Below are 24,814 nucleotides of genomic sequence, written 5' to 3' on the forward strand. Positions count from 1 at the left end.
CCCCGGATCATCGAGGGCGCGCACAGCCCGCCCCGCACGAAAAGGACCAGCGGCGCGAACGCCGCCAGTCGCAAGTATCAGAAGCGCAGACCGCCTTCGCGTGCCGCATCCGCCAGGGCCTTGATGGTCCCGTGGTAGAGAAAGCCGCCCCGGTCGAGATAGCATTCCTCGACCCCGGCCGCCTTGGCGCGCTCGGCGATGGTCACACCGACCTTGGCCGCCGCTTCCGAGTGGTTCTTGCCGACAAAGCCCAGCGACGATTCCAGCGTCGAAGCCGATGCCAGCGTCTTGCCCTGAACGTCGTCGATCAGCTGGACGCTGATGTTCTTGTTCGAGCGGTGAACGGACAGGCGCACGCGCCCCGAGTTCACCTTGCGAAGTTTGTTCCGGACGCGCAGGCGGCGCTTCTGGAACAGATCCCTTTTGGAAAGTGCCATGTGTCCGGTCCTTACTTCTTCTTGCCTTCCTTGCGGAAGATGAACTCACCCTTGTAGCGGATGCCCTTGCCCTTGTACGGCTCGGGACCACGCCATTCGCGGATGTTCGCTGCGACCTGGCCGACCTGTTGCTGGTCGATGCCCTCGACGACGATCTCGGTGTTCTTCGGGACCGTGACAGTCACGCCCTCGGGAATCTGGAAATCGACATCGTGGCTGTAGCCAAGCGCCAGCTTCAGCGTGTTGCCCTGAAGCTGGGCACGATAACCGACGCCGGTGATCTCAAGCTCTTTCTTGAAACCGTCGGTGACGCCGGTGACGAGGTTCGACACCATCGTGCGGGTCATGCCCCACTGCTGGCGCGAACGCTTGGACGGGCCGCGCGGGGTCACCGACACGGCATTGTCCTCGAGCGTCACGATAACGTCGTCGGTCGCGGTAAAGCTGCGGGTGCCCTTGGGCCCCTTCACTTCTACGGTCTGGCCGGAGACGGAAGCCGAAACTCCCGACGGCAGCTCGACCGGTTTCTTACCAATGCGAGACATTGCCTGTCCTCCTTAGAATACCGTGCAAAGCACTTCGCCGCCAACATTGGCTGCGCGTGCATTCACGTCCGACATGACGCCCTTGGGCGTCGACACGATCGACACGCCAAGGCCCTGACGGACCTGCGGGATGTCCTTCACGCCCATGTACACGCGGCGGCCGGGGGTCGAGACGCGCTTGATTTCGCGAATGACCGGGGTGCCCTCGTAGTACTTGAGCGAGATGTCGATGACGGGAAGGCCACGCTCGTCGGTGGCCTTCTCGTAGCCGCGGATGTAACCCTCGTCCACGAGCACATCCAGCACCCAGGCACGCAGCTTGGAGGCCGGCGTACGGACGATGGATTTGCCGCGCATCTGAGAGTTGCGGATGCGGGTAAGCATATCGCCGATAGGATCGTTCATATCACGTTCTCCTTACCAGCTGGATTTCACGAGGCCGGGGACCTGACCGGCAGAGCCAAGCTCGCGCAGCATGATCCGGCTCACTTTCAGCTTGCGGTAATAGGCGTGAGGACGCCCCGTCAGCTGGCAGCGGTTGTGAAGGCGGGTGGCCGACGAGTTGCGGGGCAGTTGCGCCAGCTTGAGGCGCGCCTTGAACCGCTCTTCCATCGGTTTGGTTTCATCGGTCGCGATCTCTTTCAGCGAGGCGCGCTTGGCGGCGTACTTCTTCACCAGGCGCTCGCGCTTCTTCTCGCGTTCGATCATGGATTTCTTTGCCATTGGTCTCTTTCCTCCCGCGTCAGCTGTTGAAAGGCATGTTGAATTGCTTCAACAGCGCTTTCGCTTCCGCGTCGGTCTTCGCGGTGGTGCAGATGATGATGTCCATGCCCCAGCTCTCGTCGATCTTGTCGAAGTTGATCTCGGGGAACACGATGTGCTCTTTCAGGCCCATGGCGTAGTTGCCGCGACCGTCGAAAGAGGACCCTTTCACGCCGCGAAAGTCGCGGACGCGGGGAAGGGCAACGGTGATCAGACGATCGAGGAACTCGTACATGCGGTCGCCGCGCAGGGTGACCTTGGCGCCAAGCGGCATCTCTTCACGGACGCGGAAGCCTGCGATCGACTTCTTCGCCTTTGTGATGACAGCCCGCTGACCGGTGATGGTCGTCAGGTCGTCGGCAGCCGACTTGGCTTTCTTGGAGTCCTTCACCGCCTCGGTGCCCGCGCCGATGTTCAGCACGATCTTGTCGAGACGAGGGATCATCATGTCGTTCGAATAGCCGAACTCTTCCTTCAGCGCCGGTTTGACCCGCTCGCGGAATTCGATCTTCAGCCGCGGGAGGTATGTTTCGGTATCAAGCATCGATCACGTCTCCCGTGGTCTTGGCAAAGCGGACCTTCTTGTCGCCTTCCATGCGGAAACCGACGCGCGTCGCCTTGCCGTTCTTGTCCATCAGCGACAGGTTCGACAGGTCGATCGGCATCGCCTTGGGCTGGCGGCCGCCTTGCGTGGTCTGGGTCTGGCGGGTGTGGCGGATCGCGACGTTCACGCCGTCGACGATGGCCTTGCCGGCCGCAGGCATGACAGAGGTGATTTCACCGGTCTTGCCCTTGTCCTTGCCCGCAAGCACGACGACCTTGTCGCCCTTCTTGAGTTTCGCAGCCATCAGAGCACCTCCGGAGCCAGCGAGATGATCTTCATGAAGTTCTTCGCGCGAAGCTCACGAACCACCGGGCCGAAGATACGGGTACCGACCGGCTCGTTGTTGTTGTTGAGGATCACGGCGGCGTTCCGGTCGAACCGGATCGCGGTGCCGTCTTCGCGGCGGACTTCCTTGGCGGTGCGCACGACGACGGCCTTGCGGACGTCGCCCTTCTTCACGCGGCCGCGCGGAATGGCTTCTTTCACGGATACGACGATGATGTCACCGACCGAGGCATATCGACGGTGCGAACCGCCGAGGACCTTGATGCACTGGACGCGACGCGCGCCAGAATTGTCAGCGACATCCAGATTGGTCTGCATCTGGATCATAAGGTTTCTCCCGACCTTTGGGACCGCCGTTGCAGCACGGACATGGACCCCAGGGTTTCGTTAAAACCGGGCGTGGTTCAGGCTTGCGCCACCACTTCCCAGCATTTCGTTTTCGACATCGGCGCGCACTCCTGAATGCGAACCTGGTCGCCGACCTTGTACTGGTTCTGAGCGTCGTGAGCCCGGTACTTCTTGGACTTACGAATGGTCTTTTTCAGAACCGGATGCGTGAAACGGCGCTCGACCGAAACCGTGATGGTCTGGTCGTTCTTGTCCGAGGTCACGGTGCCTTGCAGAATTCTTTTGGGCATCTGATTGAGTCCTTCTTATTCCGCTGCCGCTTGGGCTTTTTCGTTCAGCACCGTCTTCACGCGGGCGGTGTCACGACGGACAGCGCGCATGCGAGAGGTGTTCTCCAGCTGGCTGGTGGCCTGCTGGAAGCGGAGGTTGAAGGATTCTTTCTTCAACTCGACCAGCTTGTCACGAAGCTGGTCGGGGGTCTGGTCACGAAGTTCCTTGGCATCGAATGCCATGTGCAGTTCCTTTCAACATCGACGGAGGGCCCCGTGAAGGGTCACCCTGATTCCGCCGGAGATCGTGGATGAACGCCGCCTATAGGCCGGGAAACCGCGATGGGCAAGGGATTTCTGGACAATTCCGCCCGCGAATGCGATCCGGCGACCAACCTGGCCCGTCCTGTCCGAAAGAAGCCCACGATGTCTACCATATCTTCCCTCTTTGTCACCCGTCTCTACAAGGCGGCGCTGTCGGACCACGGCGCCGTCGATGTCGCCGAGTTGGAGGCGTCGTGCCTGTCCATCGCCGAGGATGACGAGGCCGGGCAGGACTGGTGCGAAGAGAACGGCTATCCCGGTTACACCTCTTACGCCTCGCTGACCGACCTGCCCTGGCGCTTCCCGATCTTCGAACAGGTCAAGGCCGCCCTCGACAAGCACGTCGCCGCCTTCGCAGAGGACCTGGCCTTTGATCTCGAAGGCCGCGCTCTGAAGCTTGAGGATATGTGGATCAACATTCTGCCCGAGGGCGGCATCCACACCTCGCACATCCATCCGCATTCGGTGATCTCGGGCACGACCTATGTGGCGATGCCCGAAGGCACCAGCGCCCTGCGCCTCGAAGACCCGCGCTCGGCGATGATGATGGCGGCGCCCGCCCGCCGCAAGGACGCCCCCGAGGAGCTTAGAACCTTCGTCTACGTCAAGCCGGTCGTGGGCGAGGTGCTGCTATGGGAAAGCTGGCTGCGCCACGAGGTGCCGATGAACATGGCCGAGGACGACCGGATCTCGGTCAGCTTCAACTATTCCTGGGGCTAGGAGCGTTCACTTCTGCCGCAGCACGCGCATGCCCGATGACCGCATCTCGTAGTCGAACATGCGCTGCGAATAGACGCCGTGCTTCATGTAGAAGCGGGACGACCGCACGAACGCCGGATCGGCAGGCGGAACATATGCGCCCTGAAGCACCGCACGGCCATCGGCTGCGACCTGAACGGCAAAGCCGCCCTGTCCATCAAAGGTCAGGAAGACCCGCATCGCATAGGCGCGACCGTCCCGCACAAGGCGCGGTCCCGTGAAACGGGCGCTTCGCATCTGCTGGTTCGGTGTGCAGCCCTGCATGCCCTGGTCGCGGGTATAGTCGCTGTCGAACGAAAGCTCGCCGTTGCCGCGCCAGCGCAGGCTCATCGGCGGGGCGCAGCCATTCCGTCCGTCGTGAATCTGGAAGACCACGGCATCCTCGGGCTGCGATGCCCTGAAGGACATAGTCGTCTCGAACAGGTAGGTCGCCGGGCTGTCAATCCGGATGTTGTCAGAGAATATCTCGGATCGCTGCAGGTAGATTCCGCCGGTGCATTTGTTCTTGCTCGTGCGGAACACATAGTCAGCGCCGCTACGCGACAGGGCGCCCGCATCAACGCCGCACGACGTGTCCCACCCCATTCGGGCGACTGTCCAAGTGGTCTGGGCGGCTGCGGGTTGGGCCATAAGCAGGGCAATCAAGGCGGCAAGGCATGTCCGGATCATGGCATCCTGTCTCGTCTGCTGCAGTCGAATGAAAGCCTAGCGGTCCGTTGCCGTTTCTCAAAGCAAAACCCCCGGCCGCTTGCGCGCCGGGGGTTTACCTGTCTCTGTCTGGCAAGACTTGTCCTGCCGTCCGCTTACCAGTCTTCGCGGGAAACCACCCGGGTCTTGATCGGCAACTTCATCGACGCAAGGCGCAGGGCCTCTTTCGCGATGACTTCGCTGACACCGTCGATCTCGAACATGATCCGGCCCGGCTTGACCTTGGCCGCCCAGTAATCGACCGAACCCTTGCCCTTACCCATCCGCACTTCGGTGGGCTTGGAGGACACGGCGACGTCCGGGAAGATCCGGATCCAGACACGGCCCTGGCGCTTCATGTGGCGGGTCAGAGCGCGGCGGGCTGCCTCGATCTGACGCGCGGTCACACGCTCGGGCTGGGTGGCCTTGAGGCCGAAGGTGCCGAAGTTCAGGTCAGACCCGCCCTTCGCTTCCCCCTTGATCCGCCCCTTGTGCTGTTTGCGGAATTTCGTGCGCTTTGGTTGCAGCATTTTTCAAAACTCCTCAGTTCCGGCGGCCGCCACCGGCACCACGGGGTGCGGGGCCATCCTGGATTTCCTGCTGGCGACGGTCACGAGCCTGGGGATCGTGTTCCATGATCTCGCCTTTGAAGATCCAGACCTTGATGCCAATGATGCCGTAGGGCGTCTTGGCTTCGCACAGGGCATAGTCGATGTCGGCGCGCAGGGTGTGCAGCGGCACGCGGCCTTCACGGTACCACTCGGTGCGCGCGATCTCGGCGCCGCCAAGACGGCCCGCGACGTTCACGCGAATACCAAGCGAGCCCATGCGCATCGCATTCTGCACCGACCGCTTCATGGCCCGGCGGAACGACACGCGGCGTTCAAGCTGCTGCGCGATCGACTCGGCGACAAGCTGAGCGTCAAGCTCGGGCTTGCGGACCTCGACGATGTTGAGGTGCAGCTCGCTTTTCGTCATCGCGGCAAGCTTCTTGCGGAGCGTCTCGATGTCCGCGCCCTTCTTGCCGATGATGACGCCCGGGCGCGCCGTGTGAATGGTCACACGGCACTTGCGGTGCGGACGTTCGATGATGATCTTCGACACGCCGGCCTGCTTGCATTCCTCGCGGATGAACTCACGCATCCGGACGTCTTCAAGCAGCAGGTTGCCGAAATCCTTGGTGTCGGCGTACCAGCGGCTGTCCCAGGTCCGGTTGACCTGAAGCCGCATGCCGATCGGGTTGACCTTGTGACCCATTAGGCTTGCTCCTCGACTTGACGGACCTTGATGGTGATCTCAGAGAACGGCTTCATGATCTTGCCGTAGCGGCCACGCGCCCGCGGACGGCCACGCTTCATGATCAGGTTCTTGCCCACATAGGCCTCGGCGACGACAAGCTCGTCGACGTCAAGGTTATGGTTGTTCTCGGCGTTGGCGATCGCGGACTGAAGGCACTTCTTCACGTCTCCGGCGATCCGCTTTTTCGAAAAGGTCAGATCGGCGAGCGCCTTGTCGACCTTCTTGCCGCGGATCAGCGCCGCCACCAGATTGAGTTTCTGGGGGCTGGTGCGCAACATGCGCAACTTCGCCATCGCTTCGTTGTCCGCCACGCGGCGGGGATTCTTATCCTTGCCCATGGCTTACTTCCTTTTCGCTTTCTTGTCGGCCGCATGGCCGTGATACGTGCGCGTCGGCGAGTATTCACCGAACTTCTGGCCGATCATGTCCTCGGTCACGGCAATCGGGATATGCTTGTGACCGTTGTAGACGCCGAACGTCAGACCGACGAACTGCGGCAGGATGGTCGACCGGCGCGACCAGATCTTGATGACTTCGTTGCGGCCCGACTCGCGCGACTTCTCGGCCTTTTTCAGGACGTAGGCGTCGACAAAGGGGCCCTTCCAAACAGAACGTGTCATGACTTAGCGCCCCTTCTTCCGAGCGTGGCGCGAGCGGATGATGTACTTGTCCGTCGCCTTGTTGGAGCGGGTCTTGCGGCCCTTGGTATCCTTGCCCCACGGCGTCACCGGAGTCCGGCCGCCCGAGGTGCGGCCTTCGCCGCCGCCGTGCGGGTGGTCGATCGGGTTCATCACCACACCGCGAACCGACGGACGCTTGCCGTAGTGGCGGTTGCGGCCGGCCTTGCCGAGGTTCTGGTTCGAGTTGTCGGGGTTCGACACGGCACCGATGGTCGCCATGCATTCCTGGCGGACCATGCGAAGCTCGCCCGAGGACAGGCGAACCTGTGCGTAGCCGCCGTCACGGCCGACGAACTGGGCGTAGGTGCCCGCGGCGCGCGCCAGCTGGCCGCCCTTGCCGGGCTTCAGCTCGACGTTGTGGACGATCGTGCCGATCGGCATGCCCGAGAACGGCATCGCGTTGCCCGGCTTCACGTCGACCTTGCGGCCCGAAACGATCTTGTCACCGACGCCAAGGCGTTGCGGCGCGAGGATGTAACGCTGTTCGCCGTCTTCATACTGCACAAGCGCGATGAAGGCGGTGCGGTTCGGGTCATATTCGATCCGGGCCACGACAGCCGTCATGTCATGCTTGGTGCGTTTGAAGTCCACGATGCGATAGAGACGCTTCGCCCCGCCGCCTTTGCGGCGCATCGTGATCCGTCCGGTGTTGTTCCGTCCGCCATGCTTGGACAAACCCTCGGTGAGGGCTTTGACCGGGCGGCCTTTCCAAAGCTCCGAACGGTCGATCAGAACCAGCCCGCGCTGGCCAGGCGTCGTCGGTTTGTACGACTTGAGTGCCATGCTTTCTGTCTTCCGTTGCTTTGTGGCGAGAGTGTCCCGCCTGTTAGATGAAGGGCCCCGAAGGTCCCCGGTGGTGTTGGCCAGCGCGCCGGAAAACACGTCCGGTGCCGCCTGGCCAGGTGCCCCGGATCATGTCCGGGGCAGGGTCATTCCAAAAATCGCAAGGCCCCGGATAAACCGGGGCCCAGCGGATGCCGTGGTCTATTAAAGACCCGTGGTCACGTCAATCGTGTTGCCTTCTTCAAGCATCACGTAGGCTTTCTTGACGTCGTTCCGGCGGCCAAGCTGGCCACGGAACCGCTTTTGCTTGCCCTTGGTGATCGACGTGTTGACCGCCTTCACCTTGACGCCGAACAGCGCTTCGACCGCTTCCTTGATCTGCGGTTTGGTCGAATCGATCGCGACCTCGAAGACCACCGCGCCCGCGTCGGACGCCATGGTGGCCTTTTCGGTGATGATCGGCTTGCGGATCACGTCGTAGTGTTCTGCCTTCGCGCTCATTTCAGTCGAGCCTCCAGTGCTTCGACACCCGCTTTGGTCAGCACGAGCGTGTCGCGCTTGAGGATGTCATAGACGTTTGCGCCCATCGACGGCAGCACATCGAGACCCTCGATGTTCGCGGCGGCACGGGCAAAGCCCTCGTTGACCGATGCGCCGTCGATGATCAGGGCACGCTTCCAGCCGAGGTTCTTGACCTGCTTGGCAAGCGACGAGGTGCGGCCTTCGGATTCGGCCGACTCGATGATCACAAGAGCGCCTTCGCGCATCTTGGCGGACAACGCATGCTTCAGCCCCAGCTTGCGGAACTTCTTGGTCAGCTCATGCGCGTGGCTGCGCGGGGTCGGACCCTTGTAGATACCGCCCTTGCGGAAGATCGGCGCGTTGCGGTCACCGTGGCGTGCGCCGCCGGTGCCCTTCTGGCGATAGATCTTCTTGGTCGAATAGCTGGTCTCGGACCGGGTCTTGACCTTGTGCGTGCCCTGCTGCGCGCGCGCGCGCTGCCACCGCACCATACGGTGAAGAACGTCGGCACGAGGCTCGAGCCCGAAGATCTCGTCGTCGAGATCGACGGACCCGGTCTTGCCGGCGTCCAGGTTGATCACGTCGAGTTTCATGCGTCGCCATCCTTCTTCTCGTCTGCGGCGGGTGCATCAGCACCATCATCCGACTTGTCGGCGTCGATCGAGGCTTCGGCTTCGGCCAGGGCCGCCGCTTCTTGCGCAGCCTGCTCTTCGGCCTGGCGCTGTGCTTCTGCCTCTGCCTCTGCTGCTGCCGCTGCGGCGGCTTCCTCGGCGGCGCGGGCGGCTTCTTCGGCAGCCGATTTCAGGGCGGCGGGAAGGATCGCGTTCTCGGGGAACGGCTTCTTCACGGCGTCCTTGATCGTCACCCAGCCACCCTTCGATCCCGGGACAGCGCCCTTGACCATGATCAGGCCCCGGCCCGCGTCGGTCTTGACGACCTGCAGGTTCTGGGTGGTCACGCGGGCGGCGCCCATGTGGCCGGCCATCTTCTTGCCCTTGAACACCTTGCCGGGGTCCTGGCACTGGCCGGTCGAGCCGTGCGAGCGGTGGCTCACCGACACGCCGTGCGATGCGCGCAGACCGGCGAAGTTGTGCCGCTTCATCGCACCGGCAAAGCCTTTACCGATGGACGTGCCCGACACGTCGACGAACTGACCCTCGAAGTAGTGGTCAGCGGTGATTTCCTCGCCAACGGCGATCAGGTTCTCGGGATCGACCCGGAACTCTGCGATCTTCCGCTTCGGCTCGACCTTGGCGACGGCAAAGTGGCCGCGCATCGCCTGCGAGGTCCGCTTGGCCTTGGCCGCACCGGCGCCGAGTTGAACAGCCGAATAGCCGTCGCGGTCAGCCGTGCGCTGCGCGACGACCTGAAGGCCGTCAAGCTGCAGAACGGTGACGGGAACCTGGCGGCCGTCCTCGAGGAAAAGGCGGGTCATGCCCACCTTCTTTGCGATAACTCCAGAGCGCAACATCTGTCCTGCCCTCCTTACGACTGCAGCTTGATCTCGACGTCGACACCGGCAGCCAGGTCGAGCTTCATGAGCGCGTCCACGGTCTGGGGGGTCGGGTCGATGATGTCGAGAAGGCGCTTGTGGGTGCGAATTTCCCACTGGTCGCGCGATTTCTTGTCCACGTGCGGGCCGCGCAGGACGGTGAACTTCTCGATCTTGTTCGGCAGCGGGATCGGGCCGCGCACTTGCGCGCCGGTCCGCTTGGCGGTGTTCACGATCTCCTGCGTGCTGGCGTCCAGCACACGGAAATCGAACGCCTTCAAGCGGATGCGAATGTTCTGACTGGCACTTGCCATGGTCTTTGCCTTTCGACGGCTTCTAAGGTTGAGAGGTGGAGGTCGCGGTATTGCGGCCCCCACATCGAACTCTTGTGGTCTTGGTGCCGGGCAAGGGACACTTGCCCGGCGCTGTCAGATGCCTTGGCGGCGCGTGCAGGCACGCGCCATGCCAGACCGCCTACTCGACGATCTTGGACACCACGCCGGCGCCGACGGTGCGGCCGCCTTCGCGGATCGCGAAGCGCAGTTTCTCTTCCATCGCGATCGGCGCGATCAGTTCAACCGTGAACGACACGTTGTCGCCCGGCATCACCATCTCGGTGCCCTCGGCCAGCGTCACCGTCCCGGTCACGTCCGTCGTGCGGAAGTAGAACTGCGGGCGGTAGTTGGCGAAGAACGGCGTGTGACGGCCACCCTCTTCCTTGGTCAGAATGTACGCCTCGGCCTCGAACTTGGTGTGCGGGTTCACCGAGCCCGGCTTGCAGATCACCTGGCCGCGCTCCACGCCCTCGCGGTCGATGCCGCGCAGCAGAAGACCCACGTTGTCGCCCGCCTCGCCGCGGTCCAGCAGCTTGCGGAACATCTCGACGCCGGTGCAGGTCGTCTTCTTGTTCTTGTTCAGGCCGACGATCTCCATTTCCTCGCCGACCTTGATCACGCCGCGCTCGATCCGGCCCGTCGCAACCGTGCCGCGACCCGAGATCGAGAACACGCCCTCGACCGGCATCAGGAACGGCTGGTCCACCGGACGCTCCGGCGTCGGGATGTACTCGTCGACCGCCGCCATCAGCGCACGGATCGCGTTCTCGCCGATCTCGGCCTCGGTGCCGTTCATCGCGTGCAGCGCCGAGCCCTTGATGATCGGGATGTCGTCGCCGGGGAACTCGTACGAGGACAGAAGCTCGCGGATTTCCATCTCGACAAGCTCGAGCAGCTCTTCGTCGTCGACCTGGTCGACCTTGTTCATGAACACGACCATCGCCGGAACGCCGACCTGCTTGGCCAGCAGGATGTGCTCGCGCGTCTGCGGCATCGGGCCGTCGGCGGCGTTCACCACCAGGATCGCGCCGTCCATCTGGGCGGCACCGGTGATCATGTTCTTCACGTAGTCGGCGTGGCCGGGGCAGTCGACGTGCGCGTAGTGGCGGTTCTCGGTCTCGTACTCGACATGCGCCGTCGAGATCGTGATCCCGCGCGCTTTCTCTTCCGGCGCGCCGTCGATCTGGTCATACGCACGGAATTCGCCGAAATACTTCGTGATCGCTGCCGTCAGCGTCGTCTTGCCGTGGTCGACGTGGCCAATCGTGCCGACGTTGACGTGCGGTTTGTTACGTTCAAACTTACCCTTTGCCATGATGGCCTCCTTCAATCGGTTGGCACGCCGCGGCGCACCTTACGGGGTGGGACGGGCGGCAGGCGCCGCCCCGCCGTTTATGCGTATTTCGCCTGGATCTCTTCCGAGATGTTCTGCGGAACCGGTTCGTAGTGGTCGAACTGCATGGTGAACTGGGCACGGCCCGACGACATCGACCGCAAGGTGTTGATGTAGCCGAACATGTTCGCCAGCGGCACGAAGGAGTTGATCACCACGGCGTTGCCGCGGCTGTCCTGTCCCTGCACCTGGCCCCGACGCGAGGTCAGATCGCCGATGACGTTGCCGGTGTATTCGTCCGGCGTCACCACTTCGACCTTCATGATCGGCTCGAGCAGCTGCGCGCCGGCCCGCTTGAGGCCCTCACGCATGCACATCCGCGACGCGATCTCGAACGCGAGAACCGACGAGTCGACGTCGTGGTACTTGCCGTCGACCAGCGCGACCTTGAAGTCGATGACGGGGAAGCCCGCAAGCGGACCCGAATCCATCACCGACTTGATGCCCTTCTCGACGCCCGGCACGTATTCCTTCGGAACCGCACCGCCGACGATGCGGCTTTCGAACGAATAGCCCTCGCCCGGCTCGGTCGGCATGATCTCGAGCTTGACCTCGGCGAACTGGCCCGAACCACCCGACTGTTTCTTGTGAGTGTAGGTGTGTTCGATCTTCTGGCGAATGGTCTCGCGGTAGGCCACCTGCGGCGCACCGATGTTCGCCTCGACCTTGAACTCGCGCTTGAGCCGGTCGACGAGAATGTCGAGGTGAAGTTCGCCCATGCCCTTCATGATCGTCTGGCCCGACTCGATGTCGGTCTCGACGCGGAAGGACGGGTCCTCGGCGGCAAGCCGCTGCAGACCTGCGGACATCTTCTCCTGGTCGGCCTTCGTCTTGGGCTCGATCGCGATCTCGATGACCGGATCGGGGAAGGTCATGGTTTCAAGGACCACCGGCTTGGACGCATCGCACAGCGTGTCGCCCGTGGTGGTCTCTTTCAGACCCGCCAGCGCGATGATGTCGCCGGAACCGGCCCAATCGATTTCCTCGCGGGAATTCGAGTGCATCATCATCATCCGGCCAACACGCTCTTTGCGGCCCTTGGTCGAGTTAAGGATGCTGCCACCCTTCTCGAGAAGGCCCGAATAGATGCGCGTGAAGGTCAGCGACCCGACGAAGGGGTCGTTCATGATCTTGAACGCCAGGCCCGCGAACGGCTGTTCGTCACCGGGGCGACGCTCGATGTTGCGGGTTTCCGTTTCGTCGTCCGGCGAGAAGCCCATGTAGGGCGGCACGTCGAGCGGCGTCGGCAGATAGTCGATCACGGCGTTGAGCAGGGGCTGAACGCCCTTGTTCTTGAACGCCGAGCCGCACAGCACCGGAACGAAGGCCATCGACAGCGTGCCCTTGCGGATCAGCGCGCGCAGCGACTCGATATCGGGCTCTTGCCCTTCAAGATATGCTTCCATCGCGGTGTCGTCGACTTCGACGGCGATCTCGATCAGGTTGGCGCGATGCTCTTCGGCCATGTCCTTGAGGTCGTCGCGGATGTCCTGGATGACCCAGCTTGCGCCGAGGTCTTCACCCTTCCACACCCACTCCTTCATGGTCAGCAGATCGATGATGCCCTCGAGCTTGTCCTCGGAGCCGATCGGCAGCTGGATCGGCGCGGGGATCGCACCGGTGCGGTCCTTGATCATCTTCACGCAGTTGAAGAAATCGGCGCCGGTCTTGTCCATCTTGTTGACGAAGACGATGCGCGGAACCTTGTAGCGGTCCGCCTGACGCCAGACGGTTTCCGTCTGCGGCTCGACACCGGCGTTGCCGTCCAGAAGGCAGATCGCACCGTCGAGAACGGCAAGCGAACGCTCGACCTCGATGGTGAAATCGACGTGTCCGGGAGTGTCGATGATGTTGAAGCGGTGCTTGTCGCTGATCGCGTTGGCGCCATCGGTGGTCTTGGCCCAGAACGTCGTGGTCGCAGCCGAGGTGATGGTGATCCCCCGCTCCTGCTCCTGCTCCATCCAGTCCATCGTCGCGGCGCCGTCATGGACTTCGCCGATCTTGTGGGACTTGCCTGTGTAGAACAGGATACGCTCGGTGCAGGTGGTCTTGCCTGCATCGATATGCGCCATGATGCCGAAGTTGCGGTAGCGATCGAGAGTGTATTCGCGTGCCATGGGGGACGGTCCTCAGGCTGAGATTGAGTTACCAGCGGTAGTGGCTGAACGCCTTGTTGGCATCGGCCATCTTGTGTGTGTCTTCGCGCTTCTTCACGGCAGAACCGCGGCCCTGGACCGCATCCATCAGTTCGCCCGCCAGGCGCTCTTCCATGGTGTTCTCGTTGCGGCCGCGGCTGGCGATGATGAGCCAGCGGATCGCAAGCGCCTCACGACGCTCGGGGCGGACCTCGACGGGGACCTGGTAGGTCGCACCGCCGACGCGGCGCGAGCGCACTTCGACGGACGGTTTGATGTTGTCCAGCGCCTCATGGAAAACCTCGATCGGAGCTTTCTTGAGACGGTTCTCGACCCGGTCCATCGCCCCGTAGACGATCGATTCGGCGACGGATTTCTTGCCGTCGTACATCAGGTTGTTCATGAACTTGGTCAGGATCCGATCGCCGAACTTGGCATCGGGCAGAACTTCGCGCTTTTCGGCGGCGTGACGGCGGGACATCTGGTGTAATCCTCTTACTTCGGACGCTTCGCGCCGTATTTCGAACGACGCTGCTTGCGGTCTTTGACGCCTTGCGTGTCAAGCACACCGCGCAGGATGTGGTAGCGCACGCCGGGAAGGTCTTTTACGCGACCGCCGCGGATCAGGACCACCGAGTGTTCCTGCAGGTTGTGGCTTTCACCGGGGATATAGCTGATCACCTCGTAGCCGTTCGTCAGGCGTACCTTGGCAACCTTCCGCATCGCCGAGTTCGGCTTTTTCGGAGTGGTCGTATAGACACGCGTACACACGCCACGCTTCTGCGGGCAGGACTCGAGGTGCTGGGACTTCGAGCGTTTGACTTTCGGCTGCCGCGGCTTGCGGATCAGCTGTTGGATCGTTGGCATTCCGGTTCGTTCCCCGTGTAGCAACACTTCTGTTCGCGGGGCGCGCGCACCCCAGGTTCATCGACATGCGCCTTGCGCGTCCGCAAAACGCAAAAACCGCCTTCGCCCCCCATGATCTCAGGGACGACGCGGTAGAGTTCCAGAGGATCGGGGCATTCGCCCGGATCGTGACCGCTTCAATACTGTGACAGGCTCGGTGGCAAGCCACCCCTAACGCCCGAGTGCGCGCCGTATATGGCGAGTCTCTGGGGTTGTCAACACTGGCTGCCGAAGGCTAGCGCGTCCGCAGCGGCACAAGTGCCGCGCGCGTCATCGCCCTTTCCCTGTAGAAGGTATAGACGCCCGTCGCAACCACGATCGCTGCCCCGACAAGGGTCGGCCAGGCCGGCCATTCGCCAAAGACGACAAAGCCCAGAAGCAACGCCCAAAGGATCGAGGTGTAGCGGAACGGCGCCACGATGGCGACCTCGCCCACCCGCATCGCCATCACGCTGAACATGTAGCCGCCGATCAGGAACACCGCGGCGCCGCCGATATGCGCCGCGTCCAGAACGCTCATCGGCTGCCAGTCGGTGACGAGCGAGGCGCAGGCTGCAAAGATCGTCACCCCGACCGAAGCCGACAGCGCCACCGTGAATGACGGAACGTCCCGCGACAGCCGCCGCGTCGCCAGATCGCGCACTGTCACGCAAGCGACCGAGATCAGCGCGTAAACCGAGAACACGGTGAACCCCTCGGCCCCGGGCCGCACGATCATCAACACCCCGATGAAGCCGATCACGATGGCGGTCATCCGCCGCCATCCCACCGGCTCGCGCAGGAACAGCGCGCCGGACAGCGTCACGACCAGCGGCAGCACCTGAAGAATCGCAGTGACGTTCGCCAACGGCATGTTGAACAGGGCGGTGATGAAGAAATACGCCGCCGCGATCTCCATCACCGTGCGCAGGGCGATCAGCCCCCAATCCCGGCGCGGCAGGTCAAGGCGCATGCCGCCGACGATCCGCGCCAGCGTCAGCAGCATGAGGCTCGCCACGATGCCGCGGATCAGCAGCGCCTGGAACAGCGGCACCTCTCCGGCGAGCGTCTTCATGAAGGTGTCGTTGATGGTGAACGCCGCCATCGAGGCCATCATCAGCCCGGCTCCGCGGGTATTGTCGGTCAGATCGGCCATGGATGGGGGTCCTTTCAATGACTTGGCTAGCAGCAGCCGCAGACCTCCGCCAGTGGCGTCCTTGCGCCAACCACGCCTGAAACCCGGCAGCCGGGGCAGCGCGTTGGGCCACAAAGGAAGGAGGCCCCCATGACCCTGGCAAGACTGACCGCCACCACCACCGCCCTGCTCTGCATCGGGGCGGCCACCCCTGCCCTTGCACAAAGCCGCTGCGGCGCCAGCTATGTGTTCCAGCCCGGAGACACGCTTTACAGCGTCGCGCAGCAGTGCCGGGTGAACGATGACGGCGCAGGCTTTGTGTTTGACCGTCCCTACACCACCCTGTCGCTCGAAAACCGGGGCGAGGGCGAGCTGGCCGTCATCGGGCGCCAGGGCGCACGCAGCTTTGGCGGCGTCGACGTGTCAGGGGACGGTGCGGTGTTCGTGCGCTGCTGACCTGCACCATGCCGCAAGGAAAAAGGCCCCGCCGAAACCGGCGGGGCCTTTGCTTGTTCAGTCCTGACCGAAAGGTCAGTCGCGGCTTTCCGGCGTGTCGACCACATCGGTCTCGACATCCGACGCGAACTCTTCGGTCGGGGCGGCAAGGGCTGCCGCCGCCTCCGCCTCGGCCCGCGCGGCCTCGATCACTTTCTTGTCCCGCTCCAGCGCGATCTCGCGCACCTTCTGGGTCGCACCGCCCGTGCCCGCCGGGATCAGGCGGCCCACGATGATGTTCTCCTTCAGGCCGACAAGCTTGTCGCGCTTGCCCTGCACCGCAGCTTCGGTCAGCACCCGCGTGGTCTCCTGGAAGGACGCGGCCGAGATGAACGACCGGGTCTGCAAGGACGCCTTGGTGATGCCCAAGAGAACCGGTTCGCCCTGTGCGGGGCGCCGACCCTTGGCTTCGACCTTGGCATTCTCGGCGTCGAACTCGGCCTTGTCGATGTGCTCGCCCTTGAGAAGCGTCGTCTCGCCCGAATCCAGGATCTCGATCTTCTGCAGCATCTGGCGAACGATCACCTCGATGTGCTTGTCGTTGATCTTCACGCCCTGCAGTCGGTAGACGTCCTGCACCTCGTTGATGAGGTACACGGCAAGCGCCTCGATGCCCATGATCCGCAGGATGTCATGCGGAGCGGGGTTGCCATCCATGATGTAGTCGCCCTTCTGGACGAAATCGCCCTCGGCAACAGGGATGTGCTTGCCCTTGGGCACCATGTACTCGACCGGTTCCATCGTGTCGTCCGATGGCTCGATCGCGATACGGCGCTTGTTCTTGTAGTCGCGGCCAAAGCGGACGTAGCCATCGATCTCGGCGATGATGGCGTGGTCCTTGGGGCGGCGTGCCTCGAACAGTTCGGCCACCCGCGGCAGACCGCCGGTGATGTCCTTGGTCTTGGCGCCTTCGCGCGGGATCCGCGCGACCACGTCACCGGCCAGGATGTCCTGCCCGTCTTCCACCGACAGGATCGCATCCACCGACATCGTGTAGGTGACGGGGTTGCCCTGCTCGTTGCGCACAGGCTCGCCCGACTCCTTGTCGAGGATGATGATCTCGGGCTTCAGCTCGTTGCCCTTGGGCGCGGTGCGCCAGTCGGACACGATCTTCTGCGTCATGCCGGTCGCATCGTCGGTCTCTTCGCGGACCGAAAGGCCCGTGGTCAGATCGACGAAGCGCGCGACACCGGCCTTCTCGGCGATGATCGGCAGCGTGTAGGGGTCCCATTCGAACAGCTTGTCGCCGCGCGCGACGGTATCGCCTTCCTTCGGGAACACCTTGGTGCCGTAGCCCAGCTTGAAGCTGGCCCGCTCGACGTCGTTCTCGTCGACGATCACCATCTGCATGTTCCGGCCCATCACGATCAGATCGCCTGCCGCATTCGCCAGAAGGTTGGGGTTCTTGAAGACGATCTTGCCGTCCTGCCCCGCTTCCTGGAACGACTGCTGGCCACCCTGCGCGACGCCGCCGATGTGGAACGTCCGCATCGTCAGCTGCGTGCCCGGCTCGCCGATGGACTGCGCCGCGATGATGCCCACGGCTTCGCCCTGGTTCACCAGCGTGCCGCGTGCAAGGTCACGACCATAGCACATGGCGCAGACGCCTTCCTCGGCCTCGCAGGTCAGCGGCGAGCGGATGCGCATCGAGGGCACGGCGGCATCACCGATGATGTCGGCCTTGCGCTCGTCGATCAGCTCGTTCTTGGCGCAGATCACCTCGTCGGTGCCCGGACGCAGCACGTCGTCGGCCGCGACGCGGCCAAGGATACGCTCTGCCAGGGTCGCCACGACCTCGCCGTCGTTCACAGCGGTCTCGGCGGTGATCGCCTGCGAGGTGCCGCAGTCGTGCTCGCGCACGATGCAGTCCTGCGCCACGTCCACCAGACGGCGGGTCAGGTAGCCCGAGTTCGCCGTCTTGAGCGCGGTGTCCGACAGGCCCTTGCGGGCGCCGTGGGTCGAGTTGAAGTATTCAAGAACGGTCAGACCTTCCTTGAAGTTCGAGATGATCGGCGTTTCGATGATCTCGCCCGACGGCTTGGCCATCAGGCCGCGCATGCCGCCCAGCTGCTTCATCTGGGTGACCGAGCCACGGGCGCCGGAGTGCGCCATCATGTAGACCGAGTTCGGCTCTTCCTCGGCGCCGTTGGCATCGTAGCGCTTGGCCGAGATGGTCGCCATCATCGCGTCGGTCACCTTGTCGTTGCACTTCGACCAGGCGTCCACGACCTTGTTGTACTTCTCGCCCTGAGTGATCAGGCCGTCCATGTACTGCTGTTCGAAATCCTTGACCTGCTCGCGGGTCTCTTCGACGATCGGCCACTTGGTTTCGGGGATCACCATGTCGTCCTTGCCGAACGAAATGCCGGCCTTGAACGCCTCGCGGAAGCCCACGGTCATGATCTGGTCGCAGAAGATCACCGACTCTTTCTGGCCGCAGTAGCGGTAGACGGTGTCGATGACCTGCTGCACCTCTTTCTTGCGCAGCAGTCGGTTCAGCAGCGAGAACGGCGCCTTGGCGTTCAGCGGCAGAAGCGCGCCAAGCCGAACCCGGCCCGGCGTGGTTTCAAAGCGCGTGAACACCTCGTTGCCTTCGTTGTCGATCTGCTTGACCCGGCACTGGATACGCGCGTGCAGATGCACCTCTCCGGCGTCGAGGGCGTGCTGCACCTCGTCGATGTCGGAGAAGACCATGTCCTGGCCCTTCATCCCTTCGCGTTCCATCGAGATGTAGTAGAGGCCAAGGATCATGTCCTGCGACGGAACGATGATCGGTGCGCCGTTGGCGGGCGACAGCACGTTGTTGGTCGACATCATCAGGACGCGCGCTTCCAGCTGCGCCTCGAGCGACAGCGGGACGTGCACGGCCATCTGGTCGCCGTCAAAGTCGGCGTTGAAGGCCGAGCAGACCAGCGGGTGAAGCTGGATCGCCTTGCCTTCGATCAGCACCGGCTCGAACGCCTGGATGCCAAGACGGTGCAGCGTGGGCGCGCGGTTCAGAAGAACCGGGTGCTCGCGGATGACCTCGTCAAGGATGTCCCAGACCTCGGGACGCTCTTTTTCGACCAGCTTTTTCGCCTGCTTGACGGTGGACGACAGCCCCTTCGCCTCAAGCCGCGAGTAGATGAACGGCTTGAACAGTTCGAGCGCCATCTTCTTCGGCAACCCGCACTGGTGCAGTTTCAGTTCCGGCCCGGTCACGATGACCGAACGGCCCGAAAAGTCGACGCGCTTGCCCAGAAGGTTCTGGCGGAAGCGGCCCTGCTTGCCCTTGAGCATGTCCGACAGCGACTTCAGCGGGCGCTTGTTGGCCCCGGTGATGACACGGCCACGGCGACCGTTGTCGAACAGCGCATCCACGGCTTCCTGCAGCATCCGCTTTTCGTTGCGCACGATGATGTCGGGCGCGCGCAGCTCGATCAGGCGCTTGAGACGGTTGTTGCGGTTGATGACCCGGCGATACAGATCGTTAAGGTCCGACGTCGCGAAGCGGCCACCGTCCAGCGGGACCAGCGGGCGCAGTTCCGGCGGGATCACCGGAATGACCGTCATGATCATCCACTCGGGGCGGTTGCCCGACTCGAGGAAGCTCTCGACGATCTTCAGGCGCTTGATGATCTTCTTCGGCTTCAGCTCGCCCGTGGCCTCGGCGAGGTCCGCGCGCAGTTGCTCGGCCTCGGATTCCAGGTCGATCGCGGCCAGCATCTCGCGGATCGCTTCGGCGCCGATGTTGGCGGTGAAAGCGTCCATACCATACTGGTCCTGGGCATCCATGAACTCTTCTTCGGTCATCAGCTGACCGTAGTTGAGGTCCGTCAGGCCCGGCTCGATCACGACGTAGTTCTCGAAATAAAGGATCCGCTCCAGATCGCGGAGCGTCATGTCGAGCATGAGGCCGATGCGCGAGGGCAGCGATTTCAGGAACCAGATGTGCGCGACGGGCGAGGCCAGTTCGATGTGGCCCATCCGCTCGCGGCGGACCTTCTGCAAGGTCACCTCGACGCCGCACTTCTCGCAGACGACGCCGCGATACTTCATGCGCTTGTACTTGCCGCAGAGGCACTCGTAGTCCTTGATCGGGCCGAAGATGCGCGCGCAGAACAGGCCATCACGCTCGGGCTTGAACGTGCGGTAGTTGATCGTCTCGGGCTTCTTGATCTCGCCGTAGGACCAAGAAAGGATGCGCTCGGGCGACGCGAGCGAGATCTTGATCTCGTCGAACGTCTTGACCGGGGCAACGGGGTTGAACGGGTTGGTGGTCAGTTCCTGGTTCATATCAATGTCCTAATCAGGTGCGTCGGAAGGGAACGGGGCGGCGACGATGCCGCCGCCCAAGGGGCGCTGGGGTGCGCCGCTATTCGTCCTCGATCTCCGCATCCAGGAGTTCCATGTTCAGGCCGAGGCCGCGGACTTCCTTGACGAGCACGTTGAAGCTCTCGGGAACGCCCGCCTCGAAGTTGTCCTCGCCCTTGACGATGCTTTCGTAGACCTTGGTCCGGCCTGCCACGTCGTCCGACTTCACCGTCAGCATTTCCTGCAGGGTGTAGGCGGCGCCGTAAGCTTCCAGCGCCCAGACCTCCATCTCGCCGAAGCGCTGGCCACCGAACTGCGCCTTGCCGCCCAGCGGCTGCTGGGTCACGAGGCTGTACGGACCGGTCGAGCGCGCGTGGATCTTGTCGTCGACAAGGTGGTGCAGCTTGAGCAGGTACTTCACACCCACCGTCACCTGACGCGCGAACTGCTCGCCGGTGCGCCCGTCGAACAGGATCGACTGACCCGAGGTGTCAAATCCGGCCCGTGTGAGCGCGTCGTTGACATCCAGTTCCTTGGCGCCGTCGAAGACCGGCGTGGCGATCGGAACGCCGCGCGTCACGGTGCCCGCCGCTTCGACCAGACGCTCTTCGTCCATCTGGCCGATGGCTTCCTCGTAGACCTCGTCGCCATAGGCCAGGCGCAGCGCCTCGCGCACCGGGGTCATGTCGCCGGACCGGCGATATTCCCCAAGCGCGTCGTCGATCTTGATCCCGAGGCCGCGCGCGGCCCAGCCCATGTGGGTTTCAAGGATCTGCCCGACGTTCATGCGCGACGGCACGCCCAGCGGGTTGAGAACCAGATCGACCGCGGTGCCGTCCGCGAGGAACGGCATGTCCTCGATCGGAACCACTTTGGACACGACGCCCTTGTTGCCGTGACGACCGGCCATCTTGTCGCCCGGCTGCAGCTTGCGCTTCACCGCGACGAACACCTTGACCATCTTCATCACGCCGGGGGGCAGATCGTCGCCACGGCGAACCTTCTCGACCTTGTCATCGAAGCGGGTGTCGAGCGCGCGCTTCTGCGCCTCGAACTGCGCGTTCAGGGCTTCGATCTGCTGCGCCTCGGCCTCTTCACCGATGGCAAGCTGCCACCACTGGCCACGCGACAGCGTGTCCAGCAGTTCCTCGGTGATCTCCGAGCCCGACTTGATGCCCTTGGGGCCCTTCACCGCCGCCTTGCCCAGAAGCATCGACTTCAGGCGGGCGTAGATGTTGCGCTCCAGGATGTGCAGCTCGTCGTCGCGGTCGCGCGACAGTCGCTCGACCTCTTCACGCTCGATCTGAACCGCGCGCTCGTCCTTTTCGACGCCGTGGCGGTTGAACACCCGCACCTCGACGATCGTGCCGTAGTCGCCGGGCGGAAGACGCAGCGACGTGTCGCGCACATCGGACGCCTTTTCGCCAAAGATCGCGCGGAGCAGCTTTTCCTCGGGCGTCATCGGGCTTTCGCCCTTGGGGGTGATCTTGCCCACAAGGATGTCGCCCGGTCCGACCTCGGCGCCGATGTAGACGATGCCAGCCTCGTCGAGGTTGCGCAGCGCTTCTTCACCGACGTTCGGGATGTCCCGCGTGATTTCTTCGGGGCCAAGCTTGGTGTCACGGGCGGCGACTTCGAATTCCTCGATGTGGATCGAGGTAAAGACGTCATCCCGCGCGATCCGCTCGGAGATCAGGATCGAGTCCTCGTAGTTGTAGCCGTTCCAGGGCATGAACGCGACGATCACGTTCTTGCCAAGCGCCAGCTCACCCATGTCGGTCGACGGGCCATCGGCGATGACCTCGCCCTTGATGACGCTGTCGCCCACCTTCACCAGCGGACGCTGGTTGATGCAGGTGTTCTGGTTCGACCGCTGGAACTTGCGCATCCGGTAGATGTCGACGCCGGGATCGCCCGGTTCGAGATCATGGGTTGCGCGCACGACGATCCGCTGGGCATCGACCTGGTCGATGATGCCGGACCGGCGCGCCATGATCGCGGCGCCGGAATCCCGTGCCACGACTTCCTCGATGCCGGTGCCGACGAACGGAGCGTCCGCCTGCAGAAGCGGCACGGCCTGACGCTGCATGTTCGACCCCATCAGCGCGCGGTTCGCGTCATCGTTCTCGAGGAACGGGATCAGCGAGGCGGCGACGGACACCAACTGCTTGGGAGACACGTCGATCAGGTCGACCTGCTCTCGGGGGGCAAGGGTGTATTCACCCGACTGGCGAGTATTCACCAGGTCGTTCACGAGGTTCGCGTTCTCGTCGATGTTCGCGTTGGCCTGCGCCACGGTGTGACGCATTTCCTCGGTCGCGGACATGTAGACGACATCGTCGGAAACCTTGCCCTCATGCACGCGGCGGTAGGGAGTTTCGATGAAGCCGTACTTGTTCACGCGCGCGAAGGTGGCAAGCGAGTTGATCAGGCCGATGTTCGGGCCTTCCGGCGTTTCGATCGGGCACATCCGGCCATAGTGGGTCGGGTGAACGTCGCGCACTTCAAAGCCCGCACGTTCGCGTGTCAGACCGCCCGGGCCAAGCGCCGAAAGACGGCGCTTGTGGGTGACTTCCGACAGCGGGTTGGTCTGGTCCATGAACTGCGACAGCTGCGACGAGCCGAAGAATTCGCGCACGGCGGCCGCAGCGGGTTTCGCGTTGATAAGGTCCTGCGGCATGACGGTGTCGATCTCGACCGCCGACATGCGTTCCTTGATCGCGCGCTCCATCCGCAGAAGGCCGACGCGGTACTGGTTCTCCATCAGTTCGCCGACCGAACGCACACGGCGGTTGCCGAGATGGTCGATGTCGTCGATCTCTCCGCGCCCGTCACGCAACTCGACCAGTGCCTTGATGCAGGACACGATGTCGTCGCGGTCCAGCGTGCGCTGGGTGTCAGGTTTGCCAAGGTCGAGGCGCATGTTCATCTTGACCCGGCCGACGGCGGACAGGTCATACCGCTCGCTGTCGAAGAACAGGGTGTTGAACAGCGACGACGCGGCTTCGACGGTCGGCGGCTCACCGGGGCGCATCACGCGGTAGATGTCCATGAGCGCGGTCTCGCGGCTCATGTTCTTGTCTGCCGCCATGGTGTTGCGCAGGTAGGGGCCGACGGTGACGTTGTCGATGTCCAGAACCGGGATCTCGGTGACGCCCGCATCCATCAGCTCTTTCAGCGTTCCGCCGGACACGTTGCCTTCCTTGTCCAGCTCCCAGGTCAACTCTCCACCGGCCTCGACGTAGATCGCGCCGGTTTCCTCGTTGATGATGTCCTTGGCGGCGTAGCGGCCGACGATGTAGTCGAACGGAACCAGCAGGTTCTTGACCGAGTCGTCCTCGATCAGCTGCTTCACCGCGCGCGGCGTGATCTTCTTGCCGGCTTCGGCAATCACTTCGCCGCTGTCGGCATCCACCAGGTCATAGCTCGGACGGGTGCCGCGCACCCGCTCGGGGAAGAACTTGGTGACCCAGCCGCGATCCTTCTGCAGCTTGAAGTCGACGGTGTTGTAATAGGCATCCATGATGCCTTCCTGGTCGAGCCCCAGCGCGTAAAGCAGGGTCGTGACCGGCAGCTTGCGGCGGCGGTCGATGCGCGCGAACACGATGTCCTTGGCGTCGAATTCAAAGTCCAGCCACGAGCCGCGATAGGGAATGATCCGGCAGGCGAACAGCAGCTTGCCGCTCGCATGGGTCTTGCCCTTGTCGTGGTCGAAGAAGACGCCCGGGCTACGGTGCATCTGGGACACGATCACGCGCTCGGTGCCGTTCACGACGAACGTGCCGTTCGAGGTCATGAGCGGCATGTCCCCCATGAACACGTCCTGCTCCTTGATGTCCTTGACCGACTTCGCGCCGGTGTCTTCATCGACATCGAACACGATCAGGCGCAGCGTCACCTTCAGTGGCGCGGCATAGGTCATGTCGCGTTGCTGGCATTCCTCGACGTCGTACTTCGGCTTCTCCAGCTCGTATTTCACGAACTCCAGAACGGCGGTCTCGTTGAAGTCCTTGATCGGGAACACCGACTGGAACACGCCCATGATGCCTTCGCCGTCGGTCGGCTGCGGCTGGTCGCCGGAATTCAGGAACAGGTCGTAGGAGGATTTCTGAACCTCGATGAGGTTCGGCATCTCCAGCACTTCACGAATTTTGCCGTAGTAGCGGCGGAGGCGTTTCTGGCCGAGGAAGCTGGACGTCATGCGCTATGTCACCTTCTGCATCTTCGCGGGCGGACACCGGCGCTGGGGCTGCGCCGATGGGCCCTTACGAAATAGGGGGTCAGGGGATCCATACCAGGCAACCGTCCCACCGGTTGCCGCCCGATCCCTTGAACCGCACCCTTGGA

The 24,814-nt window shown here is 63.2% G+C and carries 28 protein-coding genes; 2 read left to right on the forward strand and 26 right to left on the reverse strand.

The genetic code is table 11. The features are described from left to right. Window positions 1–77 precede the first annotated feature (77 nt). From rplR to rpmC, 9 genes are all read right to left on the reverse strand, one after another. Window positions 78–437: a 50S ribosomal protein L18 gene (gene rplR, locus KTJ87_RS12135; protein ID WP_267139390.1), complete on the reverse strand. Its 360-nt coding sequence runs from the start codon at window positions 435–437 to the stop codon at window positions 78–80. Between the two features lie 11 nt (window positions 438–448). Next, on the reverse strand, window positions 449–982 hold the full coding sequence (gene rplF / locus KTJ87_RS12140) for a 50S ribosomal protein L6 (protein WP_267139391.1): 534 nt from the start codon (window positions 980–982) through the stop codon (window positions 449–451). Window positions 983–994: 12 nt separating this feature from the next. After that, a complete protein-coding gene (gene rpsH / locus KTJ87_RS12145; protein WP_267139392.1) occupies window positions 995–1,387 on the reverse strand; it encodes a 30S ribosomal protein S8 in 393 nt (130 codons plus the stop codon). Between the two features lie 12 nt (window positions 1,388–1,399). Next, a complete protein-coding gene (gene rpsN, locus KTJ87_RS12150) occupies window positions 1,400–1,705 on the reverse strand; it encodes a 30S ribosomal protein S14 (RefSeq protein ID WP_267139393.1) in 306 nt (101 codons plus the stop codon). A gap of 19 nt (window positions 1,706–1,724) precedes the next feature. Beyond that, complete coding sequence (gene rplE, locus KTJ87_RS12155; protein ID WP_267139394.1) at window positions 1,725–2,288, reverse strand: 50S ribosomal protein L5; 564 nt, start codon at window positions 2,286–2,288, stop codon at window positions 1,725–1,727. Beyond that, a complete protein-coding gene (gene rplX, locus KTJ87_RS12160) occupies window positions 2,281–2,592 on the reverse strand; it encodes a 50S ribosomal protein L24 (RefSeq protein WP_267139395.1) in 312 nt (103 codons plus the stop codon). Before rplX ends, rplE begins: the two co-directional genes overlap by 8 nt. After that, a complete protein-coding gene (gene rplN, locus KTJ87_RS12165; protein WP_009574016.1) occupies window positions 2,592–2,960 on the reverse strand; it encodes a 50S ribosomal protein L14 in 369 nt (122 codons plus the stop codon). Before rplN ends, rplX begins: the two co-directional genes overlap by 1 nt. A 77-nt stretch (window positions 2,961–3,037) precedes the next feature. After that, window positions 3,038–3,271, reverse strand: coding sequence for a 30S ribosomal protein S17 (gene rpsQ / locus KTJ87_RS12170; protein WP_267139396.1), 234 nt, complete (start codon window positions 3,269–3,271; stop codon window positions 3,038–3,040). A gap of 15 nt (window positions 3,272–3,286) precedes the next feature. Further along, entirely contained in the window at window positions 3,287–3,493 is a 207-nt protein-coding gene (gene rpmC / locus KTJ87_RS12175) for a 50S ribosomal protein L29 (RefSeq protein ID WP_267139397.1), read from the reverse strand. 183 nt (window positions 3,494–3,676) lie between these two features. Between rpmC and KTJ87_RS12180 the strand changes: the two genes are divergently transcribed. Beyond that, window positions 3,677–4,294: a TIGR02466 family protein gene (locus KTJ87_RS12180; RefSeq protein ID WP_267139653.1), complete on the forward strand. Its 618-nt coding sequence runs from the start codon at window positions 3,677–3,679 to the stop codon at window positions 4,292–4,294. A 6-nt stretch (window positions 4,295–4,300) separates the two neighbouring features. Here KTJ87_RS12180 and KTJ87_RS12185 read toward each other — a convergent pair whose 3' ends face one another. The 15 genes from KTJ87_RS12185 to KTJ87_RS12255 all read right to left on the reverse strand — a co-directional run bounded on the left by KTJ87_RS12185 (window position 4,301) and on the right by KTJ87_RS12255 (window position 15,700). Further along, a complete protein-coding gene (locus KTJ87_RS12185) occupies window positions 4,301–4,918 on the reverse strand; it encodes a hypothetical protein (RefSeq protein ID WP_267139398.1) in 618 nt (205 codons plus the stop codon). Window positions 4,919–5,136: 218 nt separating this feature from the next. Further along, complete coding sequence (rplP, locus tag KTJ87_RS12190; protein WP_267139399.1) at window positions 5,137–5,550, reverse strand: 50S ribosomal protein L16; 414 nt, start codon at window positions 5,548–5,550, stop codon at window positions 5,137–5,139. A gap of 13 nt (window positions 5,551–5,563) precedes the next feature. After that, window positions 5,564–6,277: a 30S ribosomal protein S3 gene (gene rpsC, locus KTJ87_RS12195; RefSeq protein ID WP_267139400.1), complete on the reverse strand. Its 714-nt coding sequence runs from the start codon at window positions 6,275–6,277 to the stop codon at window positions 5,564–5,566. Next, the gene (gene rplV / locus KTJ87_RS12200; RefSeq protein ID WP_267139401.1) at window positions 6,277–6,657 is read right to left on the reverse strand and encodes a 50S ribosomal protein L22; all 381 of its coding nucleotides are present in this window, start codon (window positions 6,655–6,657) and stop codon (window positions 6,277–6,279) included. The genes rpsC and rplV overlap by 1 nt, the downstream gene beginning before the upstream one ends. A gap of 3 nt (window positions 6,658–6,660) precedes the next feature. Continuing rightward, window positions 6,661–6,939, reverse strand: coding sequence for a 30S ribosomal protein S19 (gene rpsS / locus KTJ87_RS12205; protein ID WP_267139402.1), 279 nt, complete (start codon window positions 6,937–6,939; stop codon window positions 6,661–6,663). A gap of 3 nt (window positions 6,940–6,942) precedes the next feature. Next, complete coding sequence (rplB, locus tag KTJ87_RS12210; RefSeq protein WP_267139403.1) at window positions 6,943–7,782, reverse strand: 50S ribosomal protein L2; 840 nt, start codon at window positions 7,780–7,782, stop codon at window positions 6,943–6,945. Between the two features lie 204 nt (window positions 7,783–7,986). After that, on the reverse strand, window positions 7,987–8,283 hold the full coding sequence (locus KTJ87_RS12215; RefSeq protein ID WP_267139404.1) for a 50S ribosomal protein L23: 297 nt from the start codon (window positions 8,281–8,283) through the stop codon (window positions 7,987–7,989). Further along, window positions 8,280–8,897 (reverse strand): 50S ribosomal protein L4, encoded by a 618-nt coding sequence (gene rplD, locus KTJ87_RS12220; RefSeq protein ID WP_267139405.1) that lies wholly within the window; start codon window positions 8,895–8,897, stop codon window positions 8,280–8,282. Before rplD ends, KTJ87_RS12215 begins: the two co-directional genes overlap by 4 nt. Beyond that, the gene (gene rplC / locus KTJ87_RS12225) at window positions 8,894–9,775 is read right to left on the reverse strand and encodes a 50S ribosomal protein L3 (RefSeq protein WP_267139406.1); all 882 of its coding nucleotides are present in this window, start codon (window positions 9,773–9,775) and stop codon (window positions 8,894–8,896) included. Before rplC ends, rplD begins: the two co-directional genes overlap by 4 nt. A 14-nt stretch (window positions 9,776–9,789) precedes the next feature. After that, window positions 9,790–10,110, reverse strand: coding sequence for a 30S ribosomal protein S10 (gene rpsJ, locus KTJ87_RS12230; protein WP_267139407.1), 321 nt, complete (start codon window positions 10,108–10,110; stop codon window positions 9,790–9,792). A gap of 160 nt (window positions 10,111–10,270) precedes the next feature. Next, window positions 10,271–11,446 carry an elongation factor Tu gene (gene tuf, locus KTJ87_RS12235; RefSeq protein WP_267139408.1) on the reverse strand — a complete coding sequence of 392 codons (1,176 nt, stop codon included), beginning with the start codon at window positions 11,444–11,446 and terminating at the stop codon, window positions 10,271–10,273. Between the two features lie 77 nt (window positions 11,447–11,523). Beyond that, window positions 11,524–13,641: an elongation factor G gene (gene fusA / locus KTJ87_RS12240; protein WP_267139409.1), complete on the reverse strand. Its 2,118-nt coding sequence runs from the start codon at window positions 13,639–13,641 to the stop codon at window positions 11,524–11,526. Window positions 13,642–13,669: 28 nt separating this feature from the next. Further along, window positions 13,670–14,140 (reverse strand): 30S ribosomal protein S7, encoded by a 471-nt coding sequence (gene rpsG, locus KTJ87_RS12245; RefSeq protein ID WP_267139410.1) that lies wholly within the window; start codon window positions 14,138–14,140, stop codon window positions 13,670–13,672. A gap of 14 nt (window positions 14,141–14,154) precedes the next feature. Continuing rightward, a complete protein-coding gene (gene rpsL / locus KTJ87_RS12250; RefSeq protein ID WP_008331617.1) occupies window positions 14,155–14,526 on the reverse strand; it encodes a 30S ribosomal protein S12 in 372 nt (123 codons plus the stop codon). 274 nt (window positions 14,527–14,800) lie between these two features. Further along, window positions 14,801–15,700 carry a DMT family transporter gene (locus tag KTJ87_RS12255; protein ID WP_267139411.1) on the reverse strand — a complete coding sequence of 300 codons (900 nt, stop codon included), beginning with the start codon at window positions 15,698–15,700 and terminating at the stop codon, window positions 14,801–14,803. Window positions 15,701–15,829: 129 nt separating this feature from the next. Between KTJ87_RS12255 and KTJ87_RS12260 the strand changes: the two genes are divergently transcribed. Then, window positions 15,830–16,135, forward strand: coding sequence for a hypothetical protein (locus tag KTJ87_RS12260; RefSeq protein WP_267139412.1), 306 nt, complete (start codon window positions 15,830–15,832; stop codon window positions 16,133–16,135). 75 nt (window positions 16,136–16,210) lie between these two features. Here KTJ87_RS12260 and rpoC read toward each other — a convergent pair whose 3' ends face one another. Both rpoC and rpoB read right to left on the reverse strand, forming a co-directional pair. Further along, window positions 16,211–20,449 carry a DNA-directed RNA polymerase subunit beta' gene (gene rpoC / locus KTJ87_RS12265; RefSeq protein ID WP_267139413.1) on the reverse strand — a complete coding sequence of 1,413 codons (4,239 nt, stop codon included), beginning with the start codon at window positions 20,447–20,449 and terminating at the stop codon, window positions 16,211–16,213. Between the two features lie 79 nt (window positions 20,450–20,528). Further along, the gene (gene rpoB / locus KTJ87_RS12270; protein WP_267139414.1) at window positions 20,529–24,668 is read right to left on the reverse strand and encodes a DNA-directed RNA polymerase subunit beta; all 4,140 of its coding nucleotides are present in this window, start codon (window positions 24,666–24,668) and stop codon (window positions 20,529–20,531) included. Window positions 24,669–24,814: the final 146 nt, after the last annotated feature.

It is taken from the genome of Anianabacter salinae, from assembly GCF_019061145.1.
GTDB classification, from domain to species: domain Bacteria; phylum Pseudomonadota; class Alphaproteobacteria; order Rhodobacterales; family Rhodobacteraceae; genus Anianibacter; species Anianibacter salinarum.

Excerpts from the sequence above, each read along its gene's own strand:
- rplE (WP_267139394.1), bottom strand. The coding sequence starts at position 2,288 with ATGCTTGATACCGAAACATACCTCCCGCGGCTGAAGATCGAATTCCGC.
- rpsC (WP_267139400.1), bottom strand. The coding sequence starts at position 6,277 with ATGGGTCACAAGGTCAACCCGATCGGCATGCGGCTTCAGGTCAACCGG.
- rplC (WP_267139406.1), bottom strand. The coding sequence starts at position 9,775 with ATGTTGCGCTCTGGAGTTATCGCAAAGAAGGTGGGCATGACCCGCCTT.
- rplX (WP_267139395.1), bottom strand. The coding sequence starts at position 2,592 with ATGGCTGCGAAACTCAAGAAGGGCGACAAGGTCGTCGTGCTTGCGGGC.
- rplP (WP_267139399.1), bottom strand. The coding sequence starts at position 5,550 with ATGCTGCAACCAAAGCGCACGAAATTCCGCAAACAGCACAAGGGGCGG.
- rplV (WP_267139401.1), bottom strand. The coding sequence starts at position 6,657 with ATGGGCAAGGATAAGAATCCCCGCCGCGTGGCGGACAACGAAGCGATG.
- KTJ87_RS12255 (WP_267139411.1), bottom strand. The coding sequence starts at position 15,700 with ATGGCCGATCTGACCGACAATACCCGCGGAGCCGGGCTGATGATGGCC.
- rpoB (WP_267139414.1), bottom strand. The coding sequence starts at position 24,668 with ATGACGTCCAGCTTCCTCGGCCAGAAACGCCTCCGCCGCTACTACGGC.
- rpsQ (WP_267139396.1), bottom strand. The coding sequence starts at position 3,271 with ATGCCCAAAAGAATTCTGCAAGGCACCGTGACCTCGGACAAGAACGAC.
- KTJ87_RS12185 (WP_267139398.1), bottom strand. The coding sequence starts at position 4,918 with ATGGGGTGGGACACGTCGTGCGGCGTTGATGCGGGCGCCCTGTCGCGT.
- KTJ87_RS12215 (WP_267139404.1), bottom strand. The coding sequence starts at position 8,283 with ATGAGCGCGAAGGCAGAACACTACGACGTGATCCGCAAGCCGATCATC.
- tuf (WP_267139408.1), bottom strand. The coding sequence starts at position 11,446 with ATGGCAAAGGGTAAGTTTGAACGTAACAAACCGCACGTCAACGTCGGC.
- rplR (WP_267139390.1), bottom strand. The coding sequence starts at position 437 with ATGGCACTTTCCAAAAGGGATCTGTTCCAGAAGCGCCGCCTGCGCGTC.
- rpsS (WP_267139402.1), bottom strand. The coding sequence starts at position 6,939 with ATGACACGTTCTGTTTGGAAGGGCCCCTTTGTCGACGCCTACGTCCTG.
- rpsG (WP_267139410.1), bottom strand. The coding sequence starts at position 14,140 with ATGTCCCGCCGTCACGCCGCCGAAAAGCGCGAAGTTCTGCCCGATGCC.
- rpsN (WP_267139393.1), bottom strand. The coding sequence starts at position 1,705 with ATGGCAAAGAAATCCATGATCGAACGCGAGAAGAAGCGCGAGCGCCTG.
- KTJ87_RS12260 (WP_267139412.1), top strand. The coding sequence starts at position 15,830 with ATGACCCTGGCAAGACTGACCGCCACCACCACCGCCCTGCTCTGCATC.
- rplF (WP_267139391.1), bottom strand. The coding sequence starts at position 982 with ATGTCTCGCATTGGTAAGAAACCGGTCGAGCTGCCGTCGGGAGTTTCG.
- rpmC (WP_267139397.1), bottom strand. The coding sequence starts at position 3,493 with ATGGCATTCGATGCCAAGGAACTTCGTGACCAGACCCCCGACCAGCTT.
- fusA (WP_267139409.1), bottom strand. The coding sequence starts at position 13,641 with ATGGCACGCGAATACACTCTCGATCGCTACCGCAACTTCGGCATCATG.
- KTJ87_RS12180 (WP_267139653.1), top strand. The coding sequence starts at position 3,677 with ATGTCTACCATATCTTCCCTCTTTGTCACCCGTCTCTACAAGGCGGCG.
- rplN (WP_009574016.1), bottom strand. The coding sequence starts at position 2,960 with ATGATCCAGATGCAGACCAATCTGGATGTCGCTGACAATTCTGGCGCG.
- rplD (WP_267139405.1), bottom strand. The coding sequence starts at position 8,897 with ATGAAACTCGACGTGATCAACCTGGACGCCGGCAAGACCGGGTCCGTC.
- rpoC (WP_267139413.1), bottom strand. The coding sequence starts at position 20,449 with ATGAACCAGGAACTGACCACCAACCCGTTCAACCCCGTTGCCCCGGTC.
- rplB (WP_267139403.1), bottom strand. The coding sequence starts at position 7,782 with ATGGCACTCAAGTCGTACAAACCGACGACGCCTGGCCAGCGCGGGCTG.
- rpsH (WP_267139392.1), bottom strand. The coding sequence starts at position 1,387 with ATGAACGATCCTATCGGCGATATGCTTACCCGCATCCGCAACTCTCAG.
- rpsL (WP_008331617.1), bottom strand. The coding sequence starts at position 14,526 with ATGCCAACGATCCAACAGCTGATCCGCAAGCCGCGGCAGCCGAAAGTC.
- rpsJ (WP_267139407.1), bottom strand. The coding sequence starts at position 10,110 with ATGGCAAGTGCCAGTCAGAACATTCGCATCCGCTTGAAGGCGTTCGAT.